The 18,068-nt window shown below is 41.4% G+C and carries 15 protein-coding genes; 10 read left to right on the forward strand and 5 right to left on the reverse strand.

The annotated features are described in order from the left end of the window. Positions 1–24 precede the first annotated feature (24 nt). The 4 genes from CTER_RS18095 to CTER_RS18110 all read left to right on the forward strand — a co-directional run bounded on the left by CTER_RS18095 (position 25) and on the right by CTER_RS18110 (position 2,190). Positions 25–546 (forward strand): methylated-DNA--[protein]-cysteine S-methyltransferase, encoded by a 522-nt coding sequence (locus CTER_RS18095; RefSeq protein WP_004627998.1) that lies wholly within the window; start codon positions 25–27, stop codon positions 544–546. Further along, the gene (locus tag CTER_RS18100) at positions 533–1,135 is read left to right on the forward strand and encodes a DNA-3-methyladenine glycosylase family protein (protein WP_040761557.1); all 603 of its coding nucleotides are present in this window, start codon (positions 533–535) and stop codon (positions 1,133–1,135) included. The genes CTER_RS18095 and CTER_RS18100 overlap by 14 nt, the downstream gene beginning before the upstream one ends. Before the next feature lie 417 nt (positions 1,136–1,552). Continuing rightward, entirely contained in the window at positions 1,553–1,768 is a 216-nt protein-coding gene (locus CTER_RS18105) for a hypothetical protein (protein WP_004627995.1), read from the forward strand. 98 nt (positions 1,769–1,866) lie between these two features. Next, a complete protein-coding gene (locus tag CTER_RS18110) occupies positions 1,867–2,190 on the forward strand; it encodes a hypothetical protein (protein ID WP_004628010.1) in 324 nt (107 codons plus the stop codon). Positions 2,191–2,194: 4 nt separating this feature from the next. Here CTER_RS18110 and CTER_RS18115 read toward each other — a convergent pair whose 3' ends face one another. Both CTER_RS18115 and CTER_RS18120 read right to left on the reverse strand, forming a co-directional pair. After that, positions 2,195–2,497, reverse strand: a complete 303-nt coding sequence (locus tag CTER_RS18115; RefSeq protein WP_004627895.1) for an ArsR/SmtB family transcription factor — start codon at positions 2,495–2,497, stop codon at positions 2,195–2,197. A 46-nt stretch (positions 2,498–2,543) separates the two neighbouring features. Beyond that, the gene (locus CTER_RS18120) at positions 2,544–5,051 is read right to left on the reverse strand and encodes a CoA-disulfide reductase (RefSeq protein ID WP_004627886.1); all 2,508 of its coding nucleotides are present in this window, start codon (positions 5,049–5,051) and stop codon (positions 2,544–2,546) included. Positions 5,052–5,234: 183 nt separating this feature from the next. On the opposite strand from CTER_RS18120, the gene CTER_RS28380 reads away from it, so the two are divergent. Beyond that, entirely contained in the window at positions 5,235–5,372 is a 138-nt protein-coding gene (locus CTER_RS28380) for a CPC_1213 family protein (RefSeq protein WP_004627949.1), read from the forward strand. 27 nt (positions 5,373–5,399) lie between these two features. On the opposite strand, the gene CTER_RS18125 is transcribed toward CTER_RS28380, so the two are convergent. Then, positions 5,400–7,034: a response regulator gene (locus CTER_RS18125; protein WP_004627991.1), complete on the reverse strand. Its 1,635-nt coding sequence runs from the start codon at positions 7,032–7,034 to the stop codon at positions 5,400–5,402. Between the two features lie 29 nt (positions 7,035–7,063). Further along, positions 7,064–8,911 carry a sensor histidine kinase gene (locus CTER_RS18130; RefSeq protein WP_004627903.1) on the reverse strand — a complete coding sequence of 616 codons (1,848 nt, stop codon included), beginning with the start codon at positions 8,909–8,911 and terminating at the stop codon, positions 7,064–7,066. 136 nt (positions 8,912–9,047) lie between these two features. Between CTER_RS18130 and CTER_RS18135 the strand changes: the two genes are divergently transcribed. From CTER_RS18135 to CTER_RS18155, 5 genes are all read left to right on the forward strand, one after another. Then, positions 9,048–10,454 carry an ABC transporter substrate-binding protein gene (locus CTER_RS18135; RefSeq protein ID WP_004627927.1) on the forward strand — a complete coding sequence of 469 codons (1,407 nt, stop codon included), beginning with the start codon at positions 9,048–9,050 and terminating at the stop codon, positions 10,452–10,454. A gap of 100 nt (positions 10,455–10,554) precedes the next feature. Further along, a complete protein-coding gene (locus CTER_RS18140; protein ID WP_004628012.1) occupies positions 10,555–11,523 on the forward strand; it encodes an ABC transporter permease in 969 nt (322 codons plus the stop codon). Positions 11,524–11,539: 16 nt separating this feature from the next. Continuing rightward, on the forward strand, positions 11,540–12,451 hold the full coding sequence (locus CTER_RS18145) for a carbohydrate ABC transporter permease (protein ID WP_004627993.1): 912 nt from the start codon (positions 11,540–11,542) through the stop codon (positions 12,449–12,451). A gap of 68 nt (positions 12,452–12,519) precedes the next feature. Then, positions 12,520–14,100: an ABC transporter substrate-binding protein gene (locus CTER_RS18150; RefSeq protein ID WP_004627902.1), complete on the forward strand. Its 1,581-nt coding sequence runs from the start codon at positions 12,520–12,522 to the stop codon at positions 14,098–14,100. A 153-nt stretch (positions 14,101–14,253) separates the two neighbouring features. Next, positions 14,254–15,831, forward strand: a complete 1,578-nt coding sequence (locus CTER_RS18155; RefSeq protein WP_004627910.1) for a glycoside hydrolase family 43 protein — start codon at positions 14,254–14,256, stop codon at positions 15,829–15,831. A gap of 120 nt (positions 15,832–15,951) precedes the next feature. On the opposite strand, the gene CTER_RS18160 is transcribed toward CTER_RS18155, so the two are convergent. After that, positions 15,952–17,943 carry a methyl-accepting chemotaxis protein gene (locus CTER_RS18160; RefSeq protein WP_004627888.1) on the reverse strand — a complete coding sequence of 664 codons (1,992 nt, stop codon included), beginning with the start codon at positions 17,941–17,943 and terminating at the stop codon, positions 15,952–15,954. Between the last annotated feature and the right edge of the window lie 125 nt (positions 17,944–18,068).

Below are 18,068 nucleotides of genomic sequence, written 5' to 3' on the forward strand. Positions count from 1 at the left end.
GACATTGATGGAAAGGTTGGTCAAATGAAAAACATATTTATTTACAGCACTGCAATCGGTCGCATCGGAATTGCAGAAAAAGATGAGCATATAACAAATATTTTTTTTGAAGGGGAATTGCCGGGAATTGATTTACCGGTTACAAAAGATACAGGTACGGTGACCTTCAGGGGAGGGGAATACGCAATCAGGGAGACAGGTATTATAAAGGAGGCCCGGCAGCAGCTGGAAGAATATTTTTCCGGCAGGCGGAAGATTTTTTCCCTGCCTCTGGCACCCAAGGGTACCGATTTCATGAAAAATGTGTGGCAATGTCTGTGTGAGATTCCTTTCGGAGAGACAAGAAGCTATGGGGAGGTAGCGGCGGCAGCAGGCAACCCAAAGGCTTCAAGGGCAGTGGGACTGGCCAACAACCGAAATCCCATACCTCTTTTTATACCCTGCCACAGGGTTATAGGCTCGAACGGGAAGCTTACAGGCTACAGAGGGGGCCTTGAAACCAAACAGCAGCTTTTGGAGATTGAACAAAAACATGCGGATATTTAATTACGGACAAAAGGAAATTGATTACCTCAGAAAAAAAGATAAAAAGCTTTGTGCGGCAATTGACAGAATAGGCAGGATTGAACGCGAAGTGATACCAGATCTGTTCACTGCGCTTGTAAACAGTATAGTAGGACAGCAGATATCTGCCAAAGCTGCTGAAACGGTCTGGAACAGGGTGACCGGGAAGCTCGGTGAAATAACACCCGGAACCATAGCCGAAATACCTGCCGACCGGATACAGCAGTGTGGATTGTCACACCGGAAGGTACAGTATATCAAAGGTATCGGTCAGGCGGTACTGGACGGAAGAATTGACCTTGAACTGCTTCAAAGGAGTGAGGATGCGGGGGTGATTTCCTGTCTGTCCTCCCTTAACGGAATAGGGAAATGGACTGCCGAAATGCTTTTGATATTTTCAATGGAAAGACCCGATGTGGTCAGCTGGGGAGATCTGGCAATCCAGCGGGGAATGATGAAATTGTATGGATTGAAAACGTTGACAAAAGAACAGTTTGACAGGTATGCAAAAAGATACTCTCCTTACGGGACGGTGGCGTCGCTGTATCTCTGGGAAATTTCCAGAGAATAAATTTAACATGAAATAAAAATCGAAATGAAATAAAAATCAAAACGAAATGAAAATTAAAACGAAAGATATTTTGATAATTGGGTATATATATTTATATACCCGATTTTTATTGTCCAGGAAAGTATAAAGTTTTTGATGAAATTAGCGGTAAGGCCCCTAATAATAAACATTGCAAGGTAAATGCAAAACATTTCCCAGACAATAAAAAACTATTAATTTATGCGCGTGCCAGATTTTCCTTGGCTAATGATAAATTAAAAGATTATTACAGCTAGGAAAGGCACATGCGCAAACAAAGTGGCTTTGCCACCTTTGTTTTTGTCCAGGAAAGTATTTTTCATAGGAACACGCCATATCCGGCTCACGGTATGTGCGTCGTATCATATTTGGTGAGCCGGAAAGGTAGATGGTACTTATATGGGTAAATTCGAGAGATTTGAGAAAGTCGGTTTAAGGGATAGGGAAACAAAAGCACTGATTGCCGTTTATCCTAAAAAGCCGGAGGGAACGGATGACCAGATTGAGGCTGATGTAAAGTACTGGTATTACCAGAGAAGCTGTTCGGCAGAAGAGGAACTGAAGGGTCTTTTTGTGGATCATTTGACAGAACATGAGTTAAAGTCAATTCAATAGTATATTAAAGCATATTAAAAATTTTGATCAGGAAATTGATGGGAATTGCCGGAGCAGGTTTTCGGGCAGTTCCATCCAATTTCCTGCAGAGGTAAACTATGTTTAAACTCAGGAATATATATTTATATCTGGTAAGCTTTGTGTCACTGATGCTGATACTTATAGGGCTGATTTTTACAATTCAGAATTTGACCGACCTGATTTTCCCTACCAACTATTATTATGACACCGCCCCAATAGATAAAACCGGGCAGACCGAAGAGGAAAAAAAGGCCTATGAGGAGAGTCAGAGAAGAAATGAGCAGAACCAGCGAACCCTAAGAGGCAAAGCTGTGGCAAAATCCACGTCTGTAGTTGTCGTGGCGCTGCCCGCCTTCATATATCATTGGAGAAAAATTGAGAAAGAGAAAAGGGAAAAATAATTCGTTATTTATTTTCCTTAATATCCTCAATTTCCTCCTTTAAAAGAATTTTAACCATATTGATGACGTCTTCGTCCACCACTCTGTAGCAGATTTCCAGGCCGTTGCGCACTCCGGCTATTATTCCGGCCGACTTGAGCTTTGCAAGGTGCTGTGAAACCGTTGACTGGGGGAGGCCGAGACATTCCTGTATCCTGGTTACATTACAGCCTCCCTCCATCAGGCCCTTTATGATGCAGAGCCTGTGAGGGTGTGCTATTGCTTTAATTTTATCAGCTTTTTTTTCATATATTTTCAAATCGATCAATGGGGAAACCTCCTTGCAGGTAACTTTTTTCCAATGCTGTAACCAATCATATAAATAAGCTCATATCGGATTCCTCAGCCGAGCCAAGGAAGGATGCCACGCCTCCTATGGTGACGCCGTCAATGAGCTCCTCTTTTTTTATACCCATTATGTCCATTGACATATTGCAGGCAACAAACTCGATACCGTTCTGTTTAGCCTGGTCTATCAGGACTTCCAGGGAAAAGACATCCTTTTTGTTCATAAGGTACCGTATCATCTTTGGTCCCATGCCTGCCATATTCATTTTTGACAGGGATAATTTTTTTGATCCCTTAGGCATCATAACACCAAACATCCTGGAAATAAAGTCTTTTTTTACACCCGGACCGCCGGGCCTTCTTAAAATATTCAGTCCCCAGAAGGTAAAAAACATGGTTACCTTTCTACCCATGGCGGCAGCTCCGTTTGCGATAATAAAGGATGCAATTGCCTTGTCCAGGTCGTTGCTGAATACAATCATCGATTTGTTATTTTTCTTTTCTGCAGGATTATTTTCCTTTTTTATTTCTTTTTTTATTCTTGCGGTGAATACATTTTTGTCATAATTTACTCCCAGCAGTCTGTTGCCGGTGGTTTTGCACCAGGTGCCGATATCCTCCTGGAAAGCCGGGTCAGTTGCCCTGACTTCAAGGATTTCATCATAGTCCAGATCCTTCATGGCATTATAGACCGTCATGATAGGCCCCGGACATTGCAGTCCGCAAGCATCCAGCTGAAGCCTGACCTTTGCCTCTTCGGGCCGGCAGGCAGTTTGCAGGGGAGTTCCTGTTCCTCCGGTACTTGCCGCCACCTCGTTTTCAGCAGAGTAACCGGCTGCAGCGGCATTGTTGTCATTACTGAATATATCTTCATTGGATTGCTTGATTGAAGCCATATGATATGTTTTGTAACCTCCGCTCAAATTTTTAACATTTTTAAAACCCAGCTGCAATAGGATTCTGACGGCAAGATATCCTCTCAGGCCCACCTGGCAGAATATATATATGGTTCTGTCCTTTGGTAGCTCATGGATTCTGCTCCTGAGCCGGTCAAGGGGAATGTTTATTGCGCCTTCGATAGTCCCGAGCAGGGCTTCTTCCTCTTCCCGCACATCCAGCAGGATATCCCTGCCTGTGTCAATTCCTGCCACCTCATCCCAATGAAATACATAGGAATCTTTTTTCAGGATATTATTGGAGGTGTAGCCTGCTATGTTTACAGGATCTTTTGCGGAGGAATAGGGAGGCGCATACGCCAGCTCAAGGGTTTCCAGATCCGAAACCGTCATGCCCGCACGCATGGCTGTTGCCAGTACATCCATTCTTTTGTCCACACCGTCATACCCTACGATTTGCGCACCCAGGAGTTTTCCGCTGTCATTGCTGAAAAGCACTTTTACCGACATTGGAATGGCACCGGGATAATAGCTTGCATGTGAGGCCGTATGCGTGATGGATTTCTCATAAGCGGTGCCGCTGCGCTTTAATACCCTCTCGTTGTCTCCTGAAACAGCTACCGTAAGATCAAATATCTTGACGATTGAAGTTCCCTGGGTGCCCGAGTACTTTTCCTTCAGCCCGCATATATTGTTTGCCGCAATCCGCCCCTGCTTGTTGGCGGGACCTGCAAGCGGGATCAATGCCGGGTTCCGGCTTACAAAATCCTGTACCTCTATTGCATCTCCCACCGCGTAGATATCCGGGTTGGAGGTCTGGAGATACTCATTCACGCATATGCCGCCCGTTTGACCTATTTTCAGCCCGGCTCCCACTGCCAGCCCGGTTTCGGGTCTGACCCCTATTCCCAGTATTACCATATCCGCTCTTAATGTTCTGCCGCCCGACAGTTTGACCCGTATGGAAGTATCGTCTTCCTCAAAGGCCTGGACAGCTTCCTTCAGATAAAGCTCGACTCCCTTTGCCTTCAGATGCTGATGAACAATTGCGGCCATCTCAAAGTCCAGGGGCCCTATGACATGGTCGGCAAGCTCCACAACAGTGACATTGATACCCTGCAAATGAAGGTTTTCCGCCACTTCAAGGCCTATGAAGCCGGCGCCTACAATTACCGCCCTTTTTGGTGAAGCTTTTTCTACAAAGTCCTTGATCCTATATGTGTCGGGTATGTTCCGGAGGGTAAAGATCCTCTTTGCTTCGATTCCCGGCAGGCCAGGCCTGACAGGTTCGGCGCCGGGCGACAGTATTAATTTATCATATGATTCAATATAGGTTTTGTTCTGTAGTTTATCAAATATTTCAACGCTTTTGTTTTCTGTGTTTATACTTTTAACCTCGGAACAAACTCTGACATCTATATTAAAACGTTCCTTCATTTTTTCCGGGGTTTGAACCAAAAGTTTTTCTTTTTCCTTGATGACTTCGCCTATGTAATAGGGAAGACCGCAATTCGCAAAGGATATATGTTCACCCTTTTCTATGAGGATAATCTCAGAATTTTCATCCAGCCTCCTCAACCTGGCTGCGGCACTTGCTCCGCCGGCAACACCACCGACAATGATAACCTTTATACTCATGGACAGACCTCCCAAATTAATTAATATATTATTATATTATGATTTTACGATACAAATGGTACCCAGTCAAGCTTGATTATCCGGGTTATTATATGAATATTAATTTTTTGAGATAACATATTAATTATTAAAGATTGTTAAAAAATAATGTTCAGAAAAAACATCTGAGAAACGGAGATAAATATGCCTACGGATAAAAGAAGCAAAAAAACCAAAGACAAAAGGGAAGACGGAGCTTTTCCCTCAAAAAACATCACCCATGATCCCCAGGCCGAAAGTGCAAGAGCCAAATTCGGTAAAGATACTACGGCCGGGGAGTAACGGATAAAGACAGGAGGAGACAGGATTCTACCCTGAATGCATTGTCCTGAATTGGTTGGGATGGACCCCGTAATACTTTTTAAAAATTGTGCTGAAGTACTGGGGGTTGTCATATCCAACCAATTCTGCAATTTCCAGAATCTTTGAACTGGAATTTTTCAGCAGCTCCTTGGCGGCTTCCATACGGGTCTGTGTAATATATTCCGTTATGCTTTTGCCGGTCTCCTGCTTGAAAATCAACCCTATATAATTCGGAGACATATAAACCTCTCCGGCAATCCTGGATACATTGATATCTTCAGGATAATGCCTTTGGATTATATCCTTGACCTTATTGATTATGTTTGTATTTTTTTGAATATATTTGGAGGAAAAATGTTCGGTAACCTTTATAATTAAGTTTTGCAAATATTCTTTAAGCTCATAAATAGTTGACATTGAGTAAATCCGATTAATTGTCTCAGTCCTGGAGCCCGCCAAATCTGTTATATTGTCGTCAAGCTGGGAGGAGGAGCCGGAAATAATGAAAATCAGTTCAACGCATAAACTTTGAACATAGGATATTGCAACATTGTTGAACCCCAAAATATTGTCAAAAACATCGTCAAGTATTTGCAGGGCAAGTTCCTTATTACCCAGCTTGATATAGTTTGACAGCTCATTTTCAACACTGTGGGTGTCCAGGCTTTCAGGTATTCCGCCAACTTGTTCCACATCGGTTATACAGTTGATATCATCTATATCCAAAATTGAATTCTGCCCTGTATAAAACTTAAACTGTAAGGCAGACATGGAGTCCTTATAGGATAAATTCAACTGGGCAAGCTTGTTGACATATCTGCCAATACCGATAGAAAGAGAGGTTTCAAGAGATTTATTGACGCATGAAATAATCTCCTCACAAATTTCTGGGCATTTATTGATATTCTGGGACATTTGATTGAATATTATTATAAAAGTATTTTCATCCGAGCAAAAACTTATTCCTGCTTTGTAATTGTCTAACATTTCGGTAATTATATTGGATATGGCAAAGCTCAGAAGCTGCTTGTTTTCTTCTGATGAATCCCAGGTGTCTGTATTTGTCCTGTCGATCTGGCAGGTTGCAACAATATATAAATTGCCGGATTTAAAGGGCAGATCAAAATAACTGACCTTGTTGATAATCTCCTCCTCATCTTTAAATATACCTTTTATAAGGTTTCTGAGGAATTTCTCCCTGGCGAAGGAACTGTTTTCACGCAGCTGTTCCCTTAGCTCATGAATTTTTGTCTGGGTATTTCTCTCCAGTTTAATGCGGTTGACTATCTTATGAATTGTGGCTTCCAGTTCGTCCAGCTTGATGGGCTTTAGGATATAGCCTTCAGCATCGACGTCCAGCGCGGTTTTGGCATAGCTGAAGTCCTGGATCCCGCTGATCAGTAAAACCTTTGCGGGACTGCCTTCCTCCTTTAATTTCATCGCCACCTCAAGCCCGTCCATTATGGGCATCCTGATATCTGTAAGGAGAATATCAGGTTTGAGGCTCATACACATATCGTAGGTTTCCTGGCCGTTGACCGCTCCTGCAATCACTTCTATCCCATAATTATTCCAGGGAATTATGTTCATTAAACTATCTCTTACAAGGTATTCGTCATCAGCAATGATCATTTTTAACATTATGTATCCCTCCCAAAAAATTATTGCACTTATTTTTGATCCAGGCTGTTTGTAGCAGGAAAAGTGATTGTTACCGTCAGGCCCGGACCCTCATTTTTTATGAATTGTATACCATAATCAGGGCCAAAGGTGTGCTTGATCCTGTCATTTACATTTTTTATTCCATAGGATTTGGAGGGCCTTGTGGTTTCCTCAAGTAAGGCATTCAGTTCCTCAATATCGGCTCCGGCTCCGTTATCTATAACGGATATGACAATTAAATCCTCCTTCTTATCGGCTTTGATAATTATATTTCCTTTTAATCCGGTTTTTTCTATACCATGAATAATTGAGTTTTCGACTATTGGCTGCAATATTAATTTGATGGTTAAATAGTTCCTCACCTCATGGGAAATATCAAAACTGAAATCTAGTTTGTCCTTAAATCTGATCTGCTGTATTGATAAGTAACTGTTGACCTGGTTAAGTTCATCTGCAATACTGATTATATTCCTGCCTTTGCTCAAACTGTATCTGAAAAAATCTGAAAGTGACGTAACCATTTTACTGATATCGGGTACGTTGTTTCTGATGGCAAGCCAGTTGACGGAGTCCAGGGTGTTGTACAGGAAATGAGGATTTATCTGGGCCTGCAGGGATTTCAGCTCTGCCTCTTTTTTATTTAACTCACTGACGTAGAGTTTGTCAATTAATTCCTTTATCTTCCTTATCATTAAATTATATGTATCCACAAGGTAAGAAAACTCATCATTCCTTTTATAATCAAGGGTATTGTCAAAGTTGCCGTTCTGAACATTGTTCATGGATTTGGCAAGTCTCCTTATAGGATAGGCAATATTCTCCGACAGAAATAATGACATTAATATTCCTATTATGAAAAATATAAAAAACCCCATATACATGACTGCCTTAAAGGTATCCAGTATTCCATAAAGCTTGTTCCGGGGAGATATATTTATTATTGACCAGCCTATGGACTCTATTTTTTTATGTGCAATAAAATAAGCCTCATTATTTATGGAACTATTGAAGGAGCCATATTTTTCATTGAGCAAGTCAACGGAGGAAAATGCCGGAATGATATCATTTATATTTTTGCCTAAAGCCGAGCTGTCCGAGCAGATATTAATGTTCCGGTTATTGTCTATAACATATGTAACGCTGTCAGGCGTCGGTTTTATGTTTTCCAGTATGGCATTGAAATCATCAAGACCTATATCTATGGTGAGGAGCCCGGCATAGGAAATATTAATATCTTTTAATGCATATAGCTTTTTAGCCAGCAGTATGGTGTATTTATGCCCGGAATCCTCTTTTATCTTATTCAGGCCCACCACACTGTATTTGAAACGATAGGGGAGGGATAGATACCATTGCTGGGTATCTATCCTTCCCAAATCAAAAACCTTGTCGGAAAAGCTATATGAATTATATTCGGGTTTGTCACGCATATATATTTTAGGAGTGATATTGGTGGTGTTTAAATTGGAAAAATCATAATTTTCCAGAACTTTATTTAATATTGACAGCTCACTTATAATATCAGCACTGGATTTTGGAAATATCTGTGCTTTAATCGAATCTGGTGTATCAGATAAAATATATGTCAGATTAGGGTTTAAATAAATGTAAGAGGACAGGTCGTCAATTGTTTGAAACTCTTTTATGATATTGGCTTCCACGGTATTCATATCATTTTCCAGTGAGGTGTTAATTCTTTGGGTAATGATTCTGGATGAAATGTTATAGGCGGTTATGGTAATTATACCCGTAGGCAGCAGGACCAACAGGAGAAAGTATATGAGAAGTCGGGTGCGTATGCTTACATTATACAGGCTGTTAAGCAGAAATTTGGATTTTAATGTGTTAATTATCATAATTTTAATTCCCCGTATGGATGTGATATTATATTAAATAGAGAACTAATATCTTATTATTATATAGAAAAAAATGTGGACAATCAATTTAATAAATATTAATAATCATTTCAAAAATTTAGAGGAAAACACCGCAATGATAAAAAAATTCAGAAAAGCTGTTTCAATATTGATATTTTGTGCTGTTGTATTTACCGTAGCGGCCTTATTTATGCTGAACAACCCCGACAGCTTCTTTTACAGTCAATCGAAACAGCAGTCCGCCGGACCGTCTCCGAAAATCACTTTTGCCTATCCGGCCAATGCCTCGGCACAAATCATGGAGGATCTGGTAAATTCCTTTAACAGGGAAAATAATAATATTGTTGAATTTCAAAAAATATCCGATGATAAATACAATGAAACCCTCAACATGTTAATGGCATCGGAAAAAGGTCCGGATGTTTTTTTCATAGACAATCAATGGGTTGATACATATGCAAGATATGACTGGCTGGCCGATCTGTCGGAATCCATTGATGCCGGCTTTTTGGACAGATTTCCTGAAAACAGTCTCCGGCTGTCTCAAAGCAGGGCTGTTAAGGACCGTGTTTACAGTATTTCTTCCGGAGTTATAACCCAGAGGCTTTTGTACAACAAAGCATTGTTCCGGGAAGTAGGCCTGGATCCTGAAGCTCCTCCGAAAACGCTTGAGGAATTTGTCCGCTATTCCCAAAAGATTGCCAACTACAGCTTAAGTGATAAGAAATATTCCTTTGCAATACCTGCGGCCGAAGAGAATGCAGGTTTTGTCGAGGCTATTGAAGCCGCCGGCACATACAGCGGATTATATTATTACGACTTTAAAGAAGGAGAATACAATTTAAACAATTATGCACCCTGGTTGAAATGTATACTGCAATTAAAGGAAGAAAACTGCCTGCTGCCCGGAATGACGGAATTAAGGCAAAGCAATATCGTAACCCAGTTCATGGAGGGCAACCTGGCAATGATGTACGCATCAAGTTCGGAAATCGGGGAGCTCAGGGCCAATCCCGATATTGAAATCGGTATTGCCATGCCCATAGCATATGACGGGCAGCGTATAGGAAAAGGTGCTGTCATCGTGCGCGACACAAATATGTACGCTGTCAATTCGGCGGCAAAAAACATGACCGGCGCTGTAAAGCTGTGGAAATACCTGTATTCCGAAAAGTGTATCGGGGAGCTTTACAGGAGCTGCAACCTCATACCCGGCATGGATAATATAATCAATAATCCCGCTTATACTCCCGAGCTTCAGATATATACACAATTCATCCCGTCCAAAGCCGACTCACACTACCAGACCAGCCCTGCAGGTGTGAACGAATGGTCGAGATTTAAAACGTATGCTTCGGTACTAAACGGTGAAAAGCCGGTGGAAGAAGCCTTATACAAGGAAACTTCATATCTTAACGAACAGCTGAATTCACTTCCCGGAGGCGTATATATACCTCAGGAGAAAAGGAAAATCACTGATTTCGATCCCAGGAATCCATTGAAAAGTGTACTAAATCGTTGATATTTTTATTCAAACGTTTTTCATATTTAACTATAATTATAAGCGTGCAAATAAATTAACATAATTACAGTTTAATTCATGCTTAAAAGGAGAGTTTTATATGCAAAATACGGTTGCGGCTTCAGCTATTGCTTCCAAGCCGGAAAAAAAAGGTCGGGGATTCCTTCATGAGGTCAATAAAAACAAGTCATTATTTTTATTGATGCTGCCTACTTTTTTATTTCTATTGATTAACAATTATATACCTATGCTGGGAACAATAATTGCATTTAAGGATTTGGATTATGCAAAAGGTATATTAAAGAGTGACTGGATAGGTTTCAAAAATTTCGAGTTTTTATTTAAATCTGATGCTGCCTTCAGGATAACAAGAAACACCCTGGGGTATAATGCATTATTCATATTTTTAGGTCTGGTAATAGGCGTAACCTTTGCCATAGCACTTAATGAGGTAAAACAGAAGTTTCTATCAAAAACATATCAAACCATAGTTTTTCTGCCATATTTTCTATCCATGATAGTTGTAGCATATCTGGTATATGCAATGTTAAAACCGGAGAATGGTTTTGTAAACAAATTTGTATTGCCGGCCCTGGGAGTGGAGGCAATGGACTGGTACAGCTCTCCAAATGCCTGGATCATTATACTTCCCGTCGTCTGGGTCTGGAAGTATATAGGGTACGGAGTAGTGCTTTATCTTGCCGGTTTGACCGGTATTGATGAGGAACTGTATGAAGCGGCGGCAATTGATGGAGCAAAACGCTGGCAGCAGATCAAGAGCATTACAATACCGCTCCTGACCCCGCTTATGATAATAACCACTCTGATATCCATAGGAAGTATATTCAGGGCCGATTTCGGACTGTTTTACCAGGTGACGCAGGACGCTGGAATGCTTTATCAGACCACCGACGTAATTGACACATATGTGTACAGGGGACTGCTGATCAGCAATGATATCGGAATGGCTTCGGCTGCGGGCCTGTACCAGTCGTTAATAGGGTTTATAATAGTATCCCTTGCCAATTGGGTTGTGGGGAAAATAAGTCCTGAAAACAAACTTTATTAGAAAGGAGGAGGATACAATGCGAAATGCTTATCAAAATAAAGTCAGTCTCAACGAGAGCTCCAAAATGAGCAATGCAATAATAAATACATTTTTCAGTATATACTCTGTAATTTGTTTGATTCCCATTATTCTGGTTGTTATGATTTCATTTACAGATGAAAAGGCTCTGGAACAATTCGGGTACAGTCTTTTTCCGAAAGAACTGTCGGTCAGCGCCTATAAATTTATTTTTCAGGATCCTTCTCAAATAATCAGAGCCTATGGAATAACAATATTTGTTACTATAGCGGGAACTATCCTGAGTCTGATTATGACGGCCATGTACGCCTATCCCATATCCAGGAAGGATTTTAAATATAAAAACTTTTTTTCCTTCTATGTATATTTCACAATGCTTTTCAGCGGAGGGCTGGTACCCTGGTACATATTGTACAGCAGGTATTTGCACCTGAAGGATACCATATGGGTGCTGATAATACCCTACCTGATCAATGCCTTTAATCTTCTGGTAATGAGAACTTATTTCTCAAACAACATTCCAAGTTCAATTATTGAATCTGCAAAAATAGACGGTGCCTCTGAAATCAGGATTTTTGTCCAGATTGTAATTCCTCTGGCAAAGCCCGTGTTTGCCACAATAGGATTGTTTTCCACATTAACCTACTGGAATGACTGGTGGCTCAGCCTGATATTTATTGTGGATGATAAAAAAGTTAATCTTCAATATCTGATGAACAGGATTTTGAGGACAATTCAATATATAAGCCAGAATAAGTCACAGATGGGCGGTTCGGTTATGGACACGATACCCACCGAGTCGGTGAGGATGGCTATGTGCGTTATTGGTATGGGACCTATATTGTTTGCCTATCCTTTCTTTCAGAAATATTTCATCAAGGGATTGACAGTGGGTGCGGTCAAGGGCTAATCCCGGTGTAAGAGCGTACGGCTTACAACCGGTTAGTATAAATAATACGATTTAATGGAGGATGAAAAATGAGTAAAAGATTGACTGGAAAAATTGCCAAAGCATTATACGCTGTGCTTGCCATGGCATTAACCTTATCATTGTTTGCAGGCTGCGGGTCAGGCAATTCGAAAGAAGGTGCTTCAACAGTGACTTCCACATCCGGTGACAGCTCAAATGCGGCAGCTGAAAACTCTTCCGGACTTAAGCTGGAACCATATGAGATTAAAGCATATATACCCAATTCACCGCAAAATGATCTGGAACTGGTCACTGCTGAAATAAACAAACAGCTTCAGCAAAAGATCAATGCTACAATCAAGATCAACATGTACGGTTTTGACTCCTATCAGGATAAGGTGAACCTTGCAATAGCATCAGGTGAACCGTTTGATGTTTGCTTCTCCGCCAATTGGATGCAATATAGTCAAAACGTTGCAAAAAATGCGTTTACCGAAATCACGGATGAAATGCTTGACAGGGATGCACCCCAGACAAAAGCAAATGTGGGCCGTTTCCTGGATTCCTGTAAAGTTGACGGAAAATTATTTGCAATTCCTACTGAAAAAGAATTTGCCGCCTATTATGGATTGGTAGCCAAAAAAGAGCTGGTGGATAAATACAATTTAGATTTGACAAAACTTAAAACACTGGCTGATATCGAACCGATGCTGAAAACGGTGAAGGAAGGCGAACCTGGTATTTACCCGTTTTATGTATACAAAAATGGCACACCGGTAGGACTCTTATTAAATACCTTTGAAATGGTGGATGGTTCCAACCTCCCCGGCGTACTTAGAAGAAACACCGATTTCAAGGTATATAACCAATATGAGGAACCCGAATACAAAGAGGCATTAAAAATAGCACGTGATTGGTTCCAAAAGGGATATATCAACAAAAATGCAGCTACCATAACAGATACCTCCCCTGATGAAAAGGGCGGTAAGTTCCTGTTTGAGTTACAGGTGTTAAAGCCCGGAAAGGATAACGAACTTGCTCAGTCCTATGGCTACCCGTTGACACAGACTGCATTCCCGGCTGATGTAAAGCCATATACCTCCTGCAATGAGGTGCAGAATTCGATGATGGCTATTTCAAGAACCTCGGAGGATAAGGACAGGGCTCTCATGTTTATTGAACTGCTGCACAATGATAAGGAATTGATGAATACATTTGCATTTGGTATTGAAAATAAGCACTATGTAAAAAAGAGTGAAAATGTTGTTGACTTTGCTCCAGGCTTAAATGCAACATCGACAGGGTATTCCATGGTGGGAATGCAATGGACGCTCGGCAACCAGTTAATTGAATATACATGGACAAACGAAGATCCGGATAAGGCACAGAAATTGAAGGATTTCAACAAGGATGCGGTTGAATCAAAAATTTCGGGCTTCTCCTTCAACAGTGAGCCGGTTAAAACCGAACAGGCTGCAATTTCAAACGTGGTAAAACAGTATGTTCAGTCCTTGGAATCAGGCTCTGTAGATATAGACAGTGTATATCCGAAATTTATTTCCGCCTTGAAAGCGGCAGGGGTGGATAAGTTGATTGCTGAAAAACAAAAACAGATTGATGAGTGGGCTGCAGCCAACGGCAAGAAATAGTATATCCTATAATACTTAATATGCCTGTCTGACTTGTTTAAAAGGAAGTGCAATGGTATCATATCCATTGTACTTCCTTTATACATAAAGGTTTTCTGAAAAGTGCACTGATTTTGCATCCGTTTAAAATACAAAATAGCGGGGATGAATTGAATGAAAACAAATGATCAAATAACGAGCTTTAACAATCCCATTTTATCCGGATTTTACCCGGATCCTTCAATATGCCGTGTTGATGAGGAGTATTATCTTGTCACCTCGAGCTTTACCTATTTTCCCGGAATACCCATATTTCGCAGCAGGGATCTTGTTAACTGGGAACAGCTGGGCCATGTATTGGACAGAGAATCCCAGTTAAATCTGGATAATCTCCGGCAGTCAGAGGGGATATTTGCTCCGACGATAAGGTATCACAACGGGGTTTTTTATGTCATATGCACAAATGTGGGAAAGGGCGGGAATTTTATTGTAACGGCAGAAAATCCTTCAGGTCCGTGGTCGGAGCCTTTTTGGCTGCAGGATGCACCCGGGATAGACCCGTCACTGTTTTTTGATGATGACGGAAAGGCCTATGTAACCGGTACCAGTGAAGCACCCGAAGGCGGACAGTATTACGGCGATAATGAAATATGGTTAAGGGAGCTGGAACTGAAAAGTATGGCCCTGGTGGGCCCCAGATACGGATTGTGGAAGGGCGCCCTCAAAAATGCCGTATGGCCTGAAGGGCCGCATTTATACAGGATCAACGGGACGTACTATTTAATGATAGCAGAGGGAGGCACCGATTATCACCATTCTGTTACCATAGCAAGAAGTGAAAGACTTACAGGCCCATATTACGGTAATCCCGGCAATCCCATTCTCACCCACAGGCACCTGGGAAGGTCTTATCCAATAGCAAATACCGGTCATGCCGACCTGGTTGAAACCCAAAGCGGGGAATGGTGGATGGCAGCTTTAGCCTCCCGCCCATATGGAGGGTATTATAGAAATCTGGGAAGAGAGACATTTCTTGTACCGGTTGTCTGGGAAGACGGGTGGCCCATAGTGAGCCCCGGGACAGGACGCATTGAGTTCCAGTACGGCAAACCTGCACTTCCGGGAGGGGATAAGAATACAAGCCCCGAAAGAGATGATTTTGATGGTTTGGAGCTGGGATTTATATGGAATATGTTACGGACTCCCAGGGAGCGTTTCTGGAGCCTGTCGGAGAGGCCCGGATACTTGAGACTGAGGCTGAGGGCAGCCAGGATAACTGAACAGTCAAATCCCAGCTTTATTGGCCGGCGACAACAGCACATGGCTTTCTCTGCTGCAGCAAAAATGGAGTTTATTCCTGCCGGTGAGGGTGAAACTGCCGGTATTGCTCTATTGCAAAATAACAATTATAATCTGCGAATGGAGCGTACGTTATCCGGAGGGAAAAATATTGTGCAGCTTATCTGCTGCTTTGACGGAAATGAAACAATTATTGCCCGGAAAGAATTTGAAGGCAGGCATTTATACCTTAAGGTTTCGGCATTGGGACAGGATTACAGCTTCTATTGCGGAGCAGATGAAAATGCTTTGCAGGCACTGTCTGAAAATGTGGACGGAAGACTTTTAAGTACCGATGTTGCCGGCGGTTTTGTGGGGGCATATATTGGAATGTACGCCTCAAGCAATGGCAGAGCCAGTACAAATCATGCCGATTTCGACTGGTTCGAATATAAAGGCCTTACGGCTTGTTAATTATATATTGTATATTATATATTATTTATAATGTTAAATTAAAAGTGCGAACCCGCTATAGGAGATCGCACTTTTAATTTACTCCTTTATATCACTTATTTATATTCACTTATCCAATGGTTAACTTATTTTGAATTTAGCCACCAATAGCTTTAATTCGTCAACCAATTCCTTTAACTTCTCACTGGAATTGGAGATTTCTTCAATGGATGCTGTCTGCTCTTCCACAGAAGCCGAAACCTCCTGGGTGCTGGCAGCATTTTGTTCGGCTATGGCAGCCAGATTTTGCATTATATCCAGGATATCTATTTTATTCTGTTCCATTTCGCTGCTCAAGGTATTCAGATTGGAAATCCTGTCCACCGAAACCGAAATGGCATCGGCAATGCTTCTGTACTTGATATCGGTGGCTTCCACACTGTGCTGCTGTTCTTCGATTATTTGCATAACCTGCTGCATTGTCTGTACGGCTTCATTTGAATTTTCCTGCAATTCTTTTACGACAAGATCGATTTGCTTGGTTGAAGTGCTGGATTGTTCGGCAAGCTTTCTGATCTCATCGGCAACCACCGAGAAGCCTTTGCCGTGCTCTCCTGCTCTGGCAGCTTCAATTGCGGCATTCAGGGCAAGCAGGTTTGTCTGTTCAGCTATTGAAGCGATTACGGCGCTTGCTTTACCGATCTTTGCCGAGCTTTCGTTTGTTTTTATGATGCCTTCGAAAATTTGTTTGGTTGCAAGGTCGCTTTGCCTGGTTTTTTCAGTTAATTCCCTTACTTCTTCAAGCCCGTTATTAACAAGTGATACCACATTATCCGAAGACTCATTCAGTTCACTCAAAAGAGCAATGTCTTTCTCAAGAATCCTGCCCAGATTTATGATCATGTCTGCTCCGTTCTGGGTCATCTCCGACTGTTCATTTGCACCTCTGGAAATCTCTTCTATGACTCTTGCGGTTTCCTCAGAGACGCGTGCCGTTTGATCGGTAATATCACTTAGCTTGTCTGAGGACATTTTTACGTCCTCTGCCGAGATGCTGACCTTGTTTATAAAATATCTCAGGTTTTCAATAAGGGACTGAAAGGACTTGCTGAGTACTCCTATTTCATCCTTCTGTTTTAAAAGCTTCTGAGGCAGATCCTCTTTGACATTCAGCTCACCGACAAGTTCGGCATAGGAAGTTACCTGAATGATAGGCTTTGAAATGGAATTGCCCACTGCAAATGTTATCAGAAGAATCAGGAAAATTATAATGACACCGGCTACCAGGGTAAATACCTTATAGCCGTTAAGTGCGGCAAAAATCTCACTTTCACGTTCGCTGGAAATGACGAACCAGTCGGTTCTCTCTATTGGAGCAAATGCCGCATATCTCACTTCTTTATTAAATTCAAATCTATGGACGCCGGTAGCTTTTTTAATGGCTTTTGTCACAATACCTGCAAATTCCTTTGAGGCATTATTTTTTTTCGAATCTTCTATGGGGTTGAAGGCGTTAAATACATAACTGCTTTCAATATGGGAAATAATGGTTCCCCTTTCATCAACCAGCATTGAATATCCGGTTTTATCAAATATGCTCTGATTTGAGAAGGAGGACAGGAAATCTCCGCTCAGCTGGCCGAGGAGAACACTTGTTGTTTTACCGTCAACTGTGATGGGAACTGCAACCAGCAGGATCAGTTTTGTTTCCTCTCCTTCTATAAAGCTCTTCATGGGATTTGAAATGTTTGCCACACCCTTCAGGGCTTTCTGGAAACAATCCTGACCGCTTATATCGATTGTCTTTCCGTCGGGTAAAACAGCTGTACCCTTAAGGTCGCTGATAAAAATCATATTGTATTTGAGTCTTTGAGCTTCCTGTTTCAATTTTTCAGGTGCAGCAGGATCCGAAGTGTCCATAACAGCGGCAAGTGTCGCCATTTCTCTGATTTGAGCATCAACGAACGAGTCTACAAGCCTTGAAGTATCCTTTGCTCTCGTGACTAACTGGGCTTCAGAGGAATCCATTAACAGGTTTGAAACGCTTACATAATTAACTACGCACAATAATACAAAAAATAGAGCCATGAAAGTAGAAAAATATAGTATTAATTTTTGCTTTATACTCTTCATTAAATTTCCTCCCTGATATAAATATATCTTATTATACAATATATGACTTATTATGACACCCGTTCTTAATTCCAAATGTTGAGAATAAGTTTACAATTATTTGTATAAGAAGTATCTTGACAAAT

It is taken from the genome of Ruminiclostridium cellobioparum subsp. termitidis CT1112 (genome assembly GCF_000350485.1).
Taxonomy (GTDB): Bacteria; Bacillota; Clostridia; order Acetivibrionales; family DSM-1351; genus Ruminiclostridium; species Ruminiclostridium termitidis.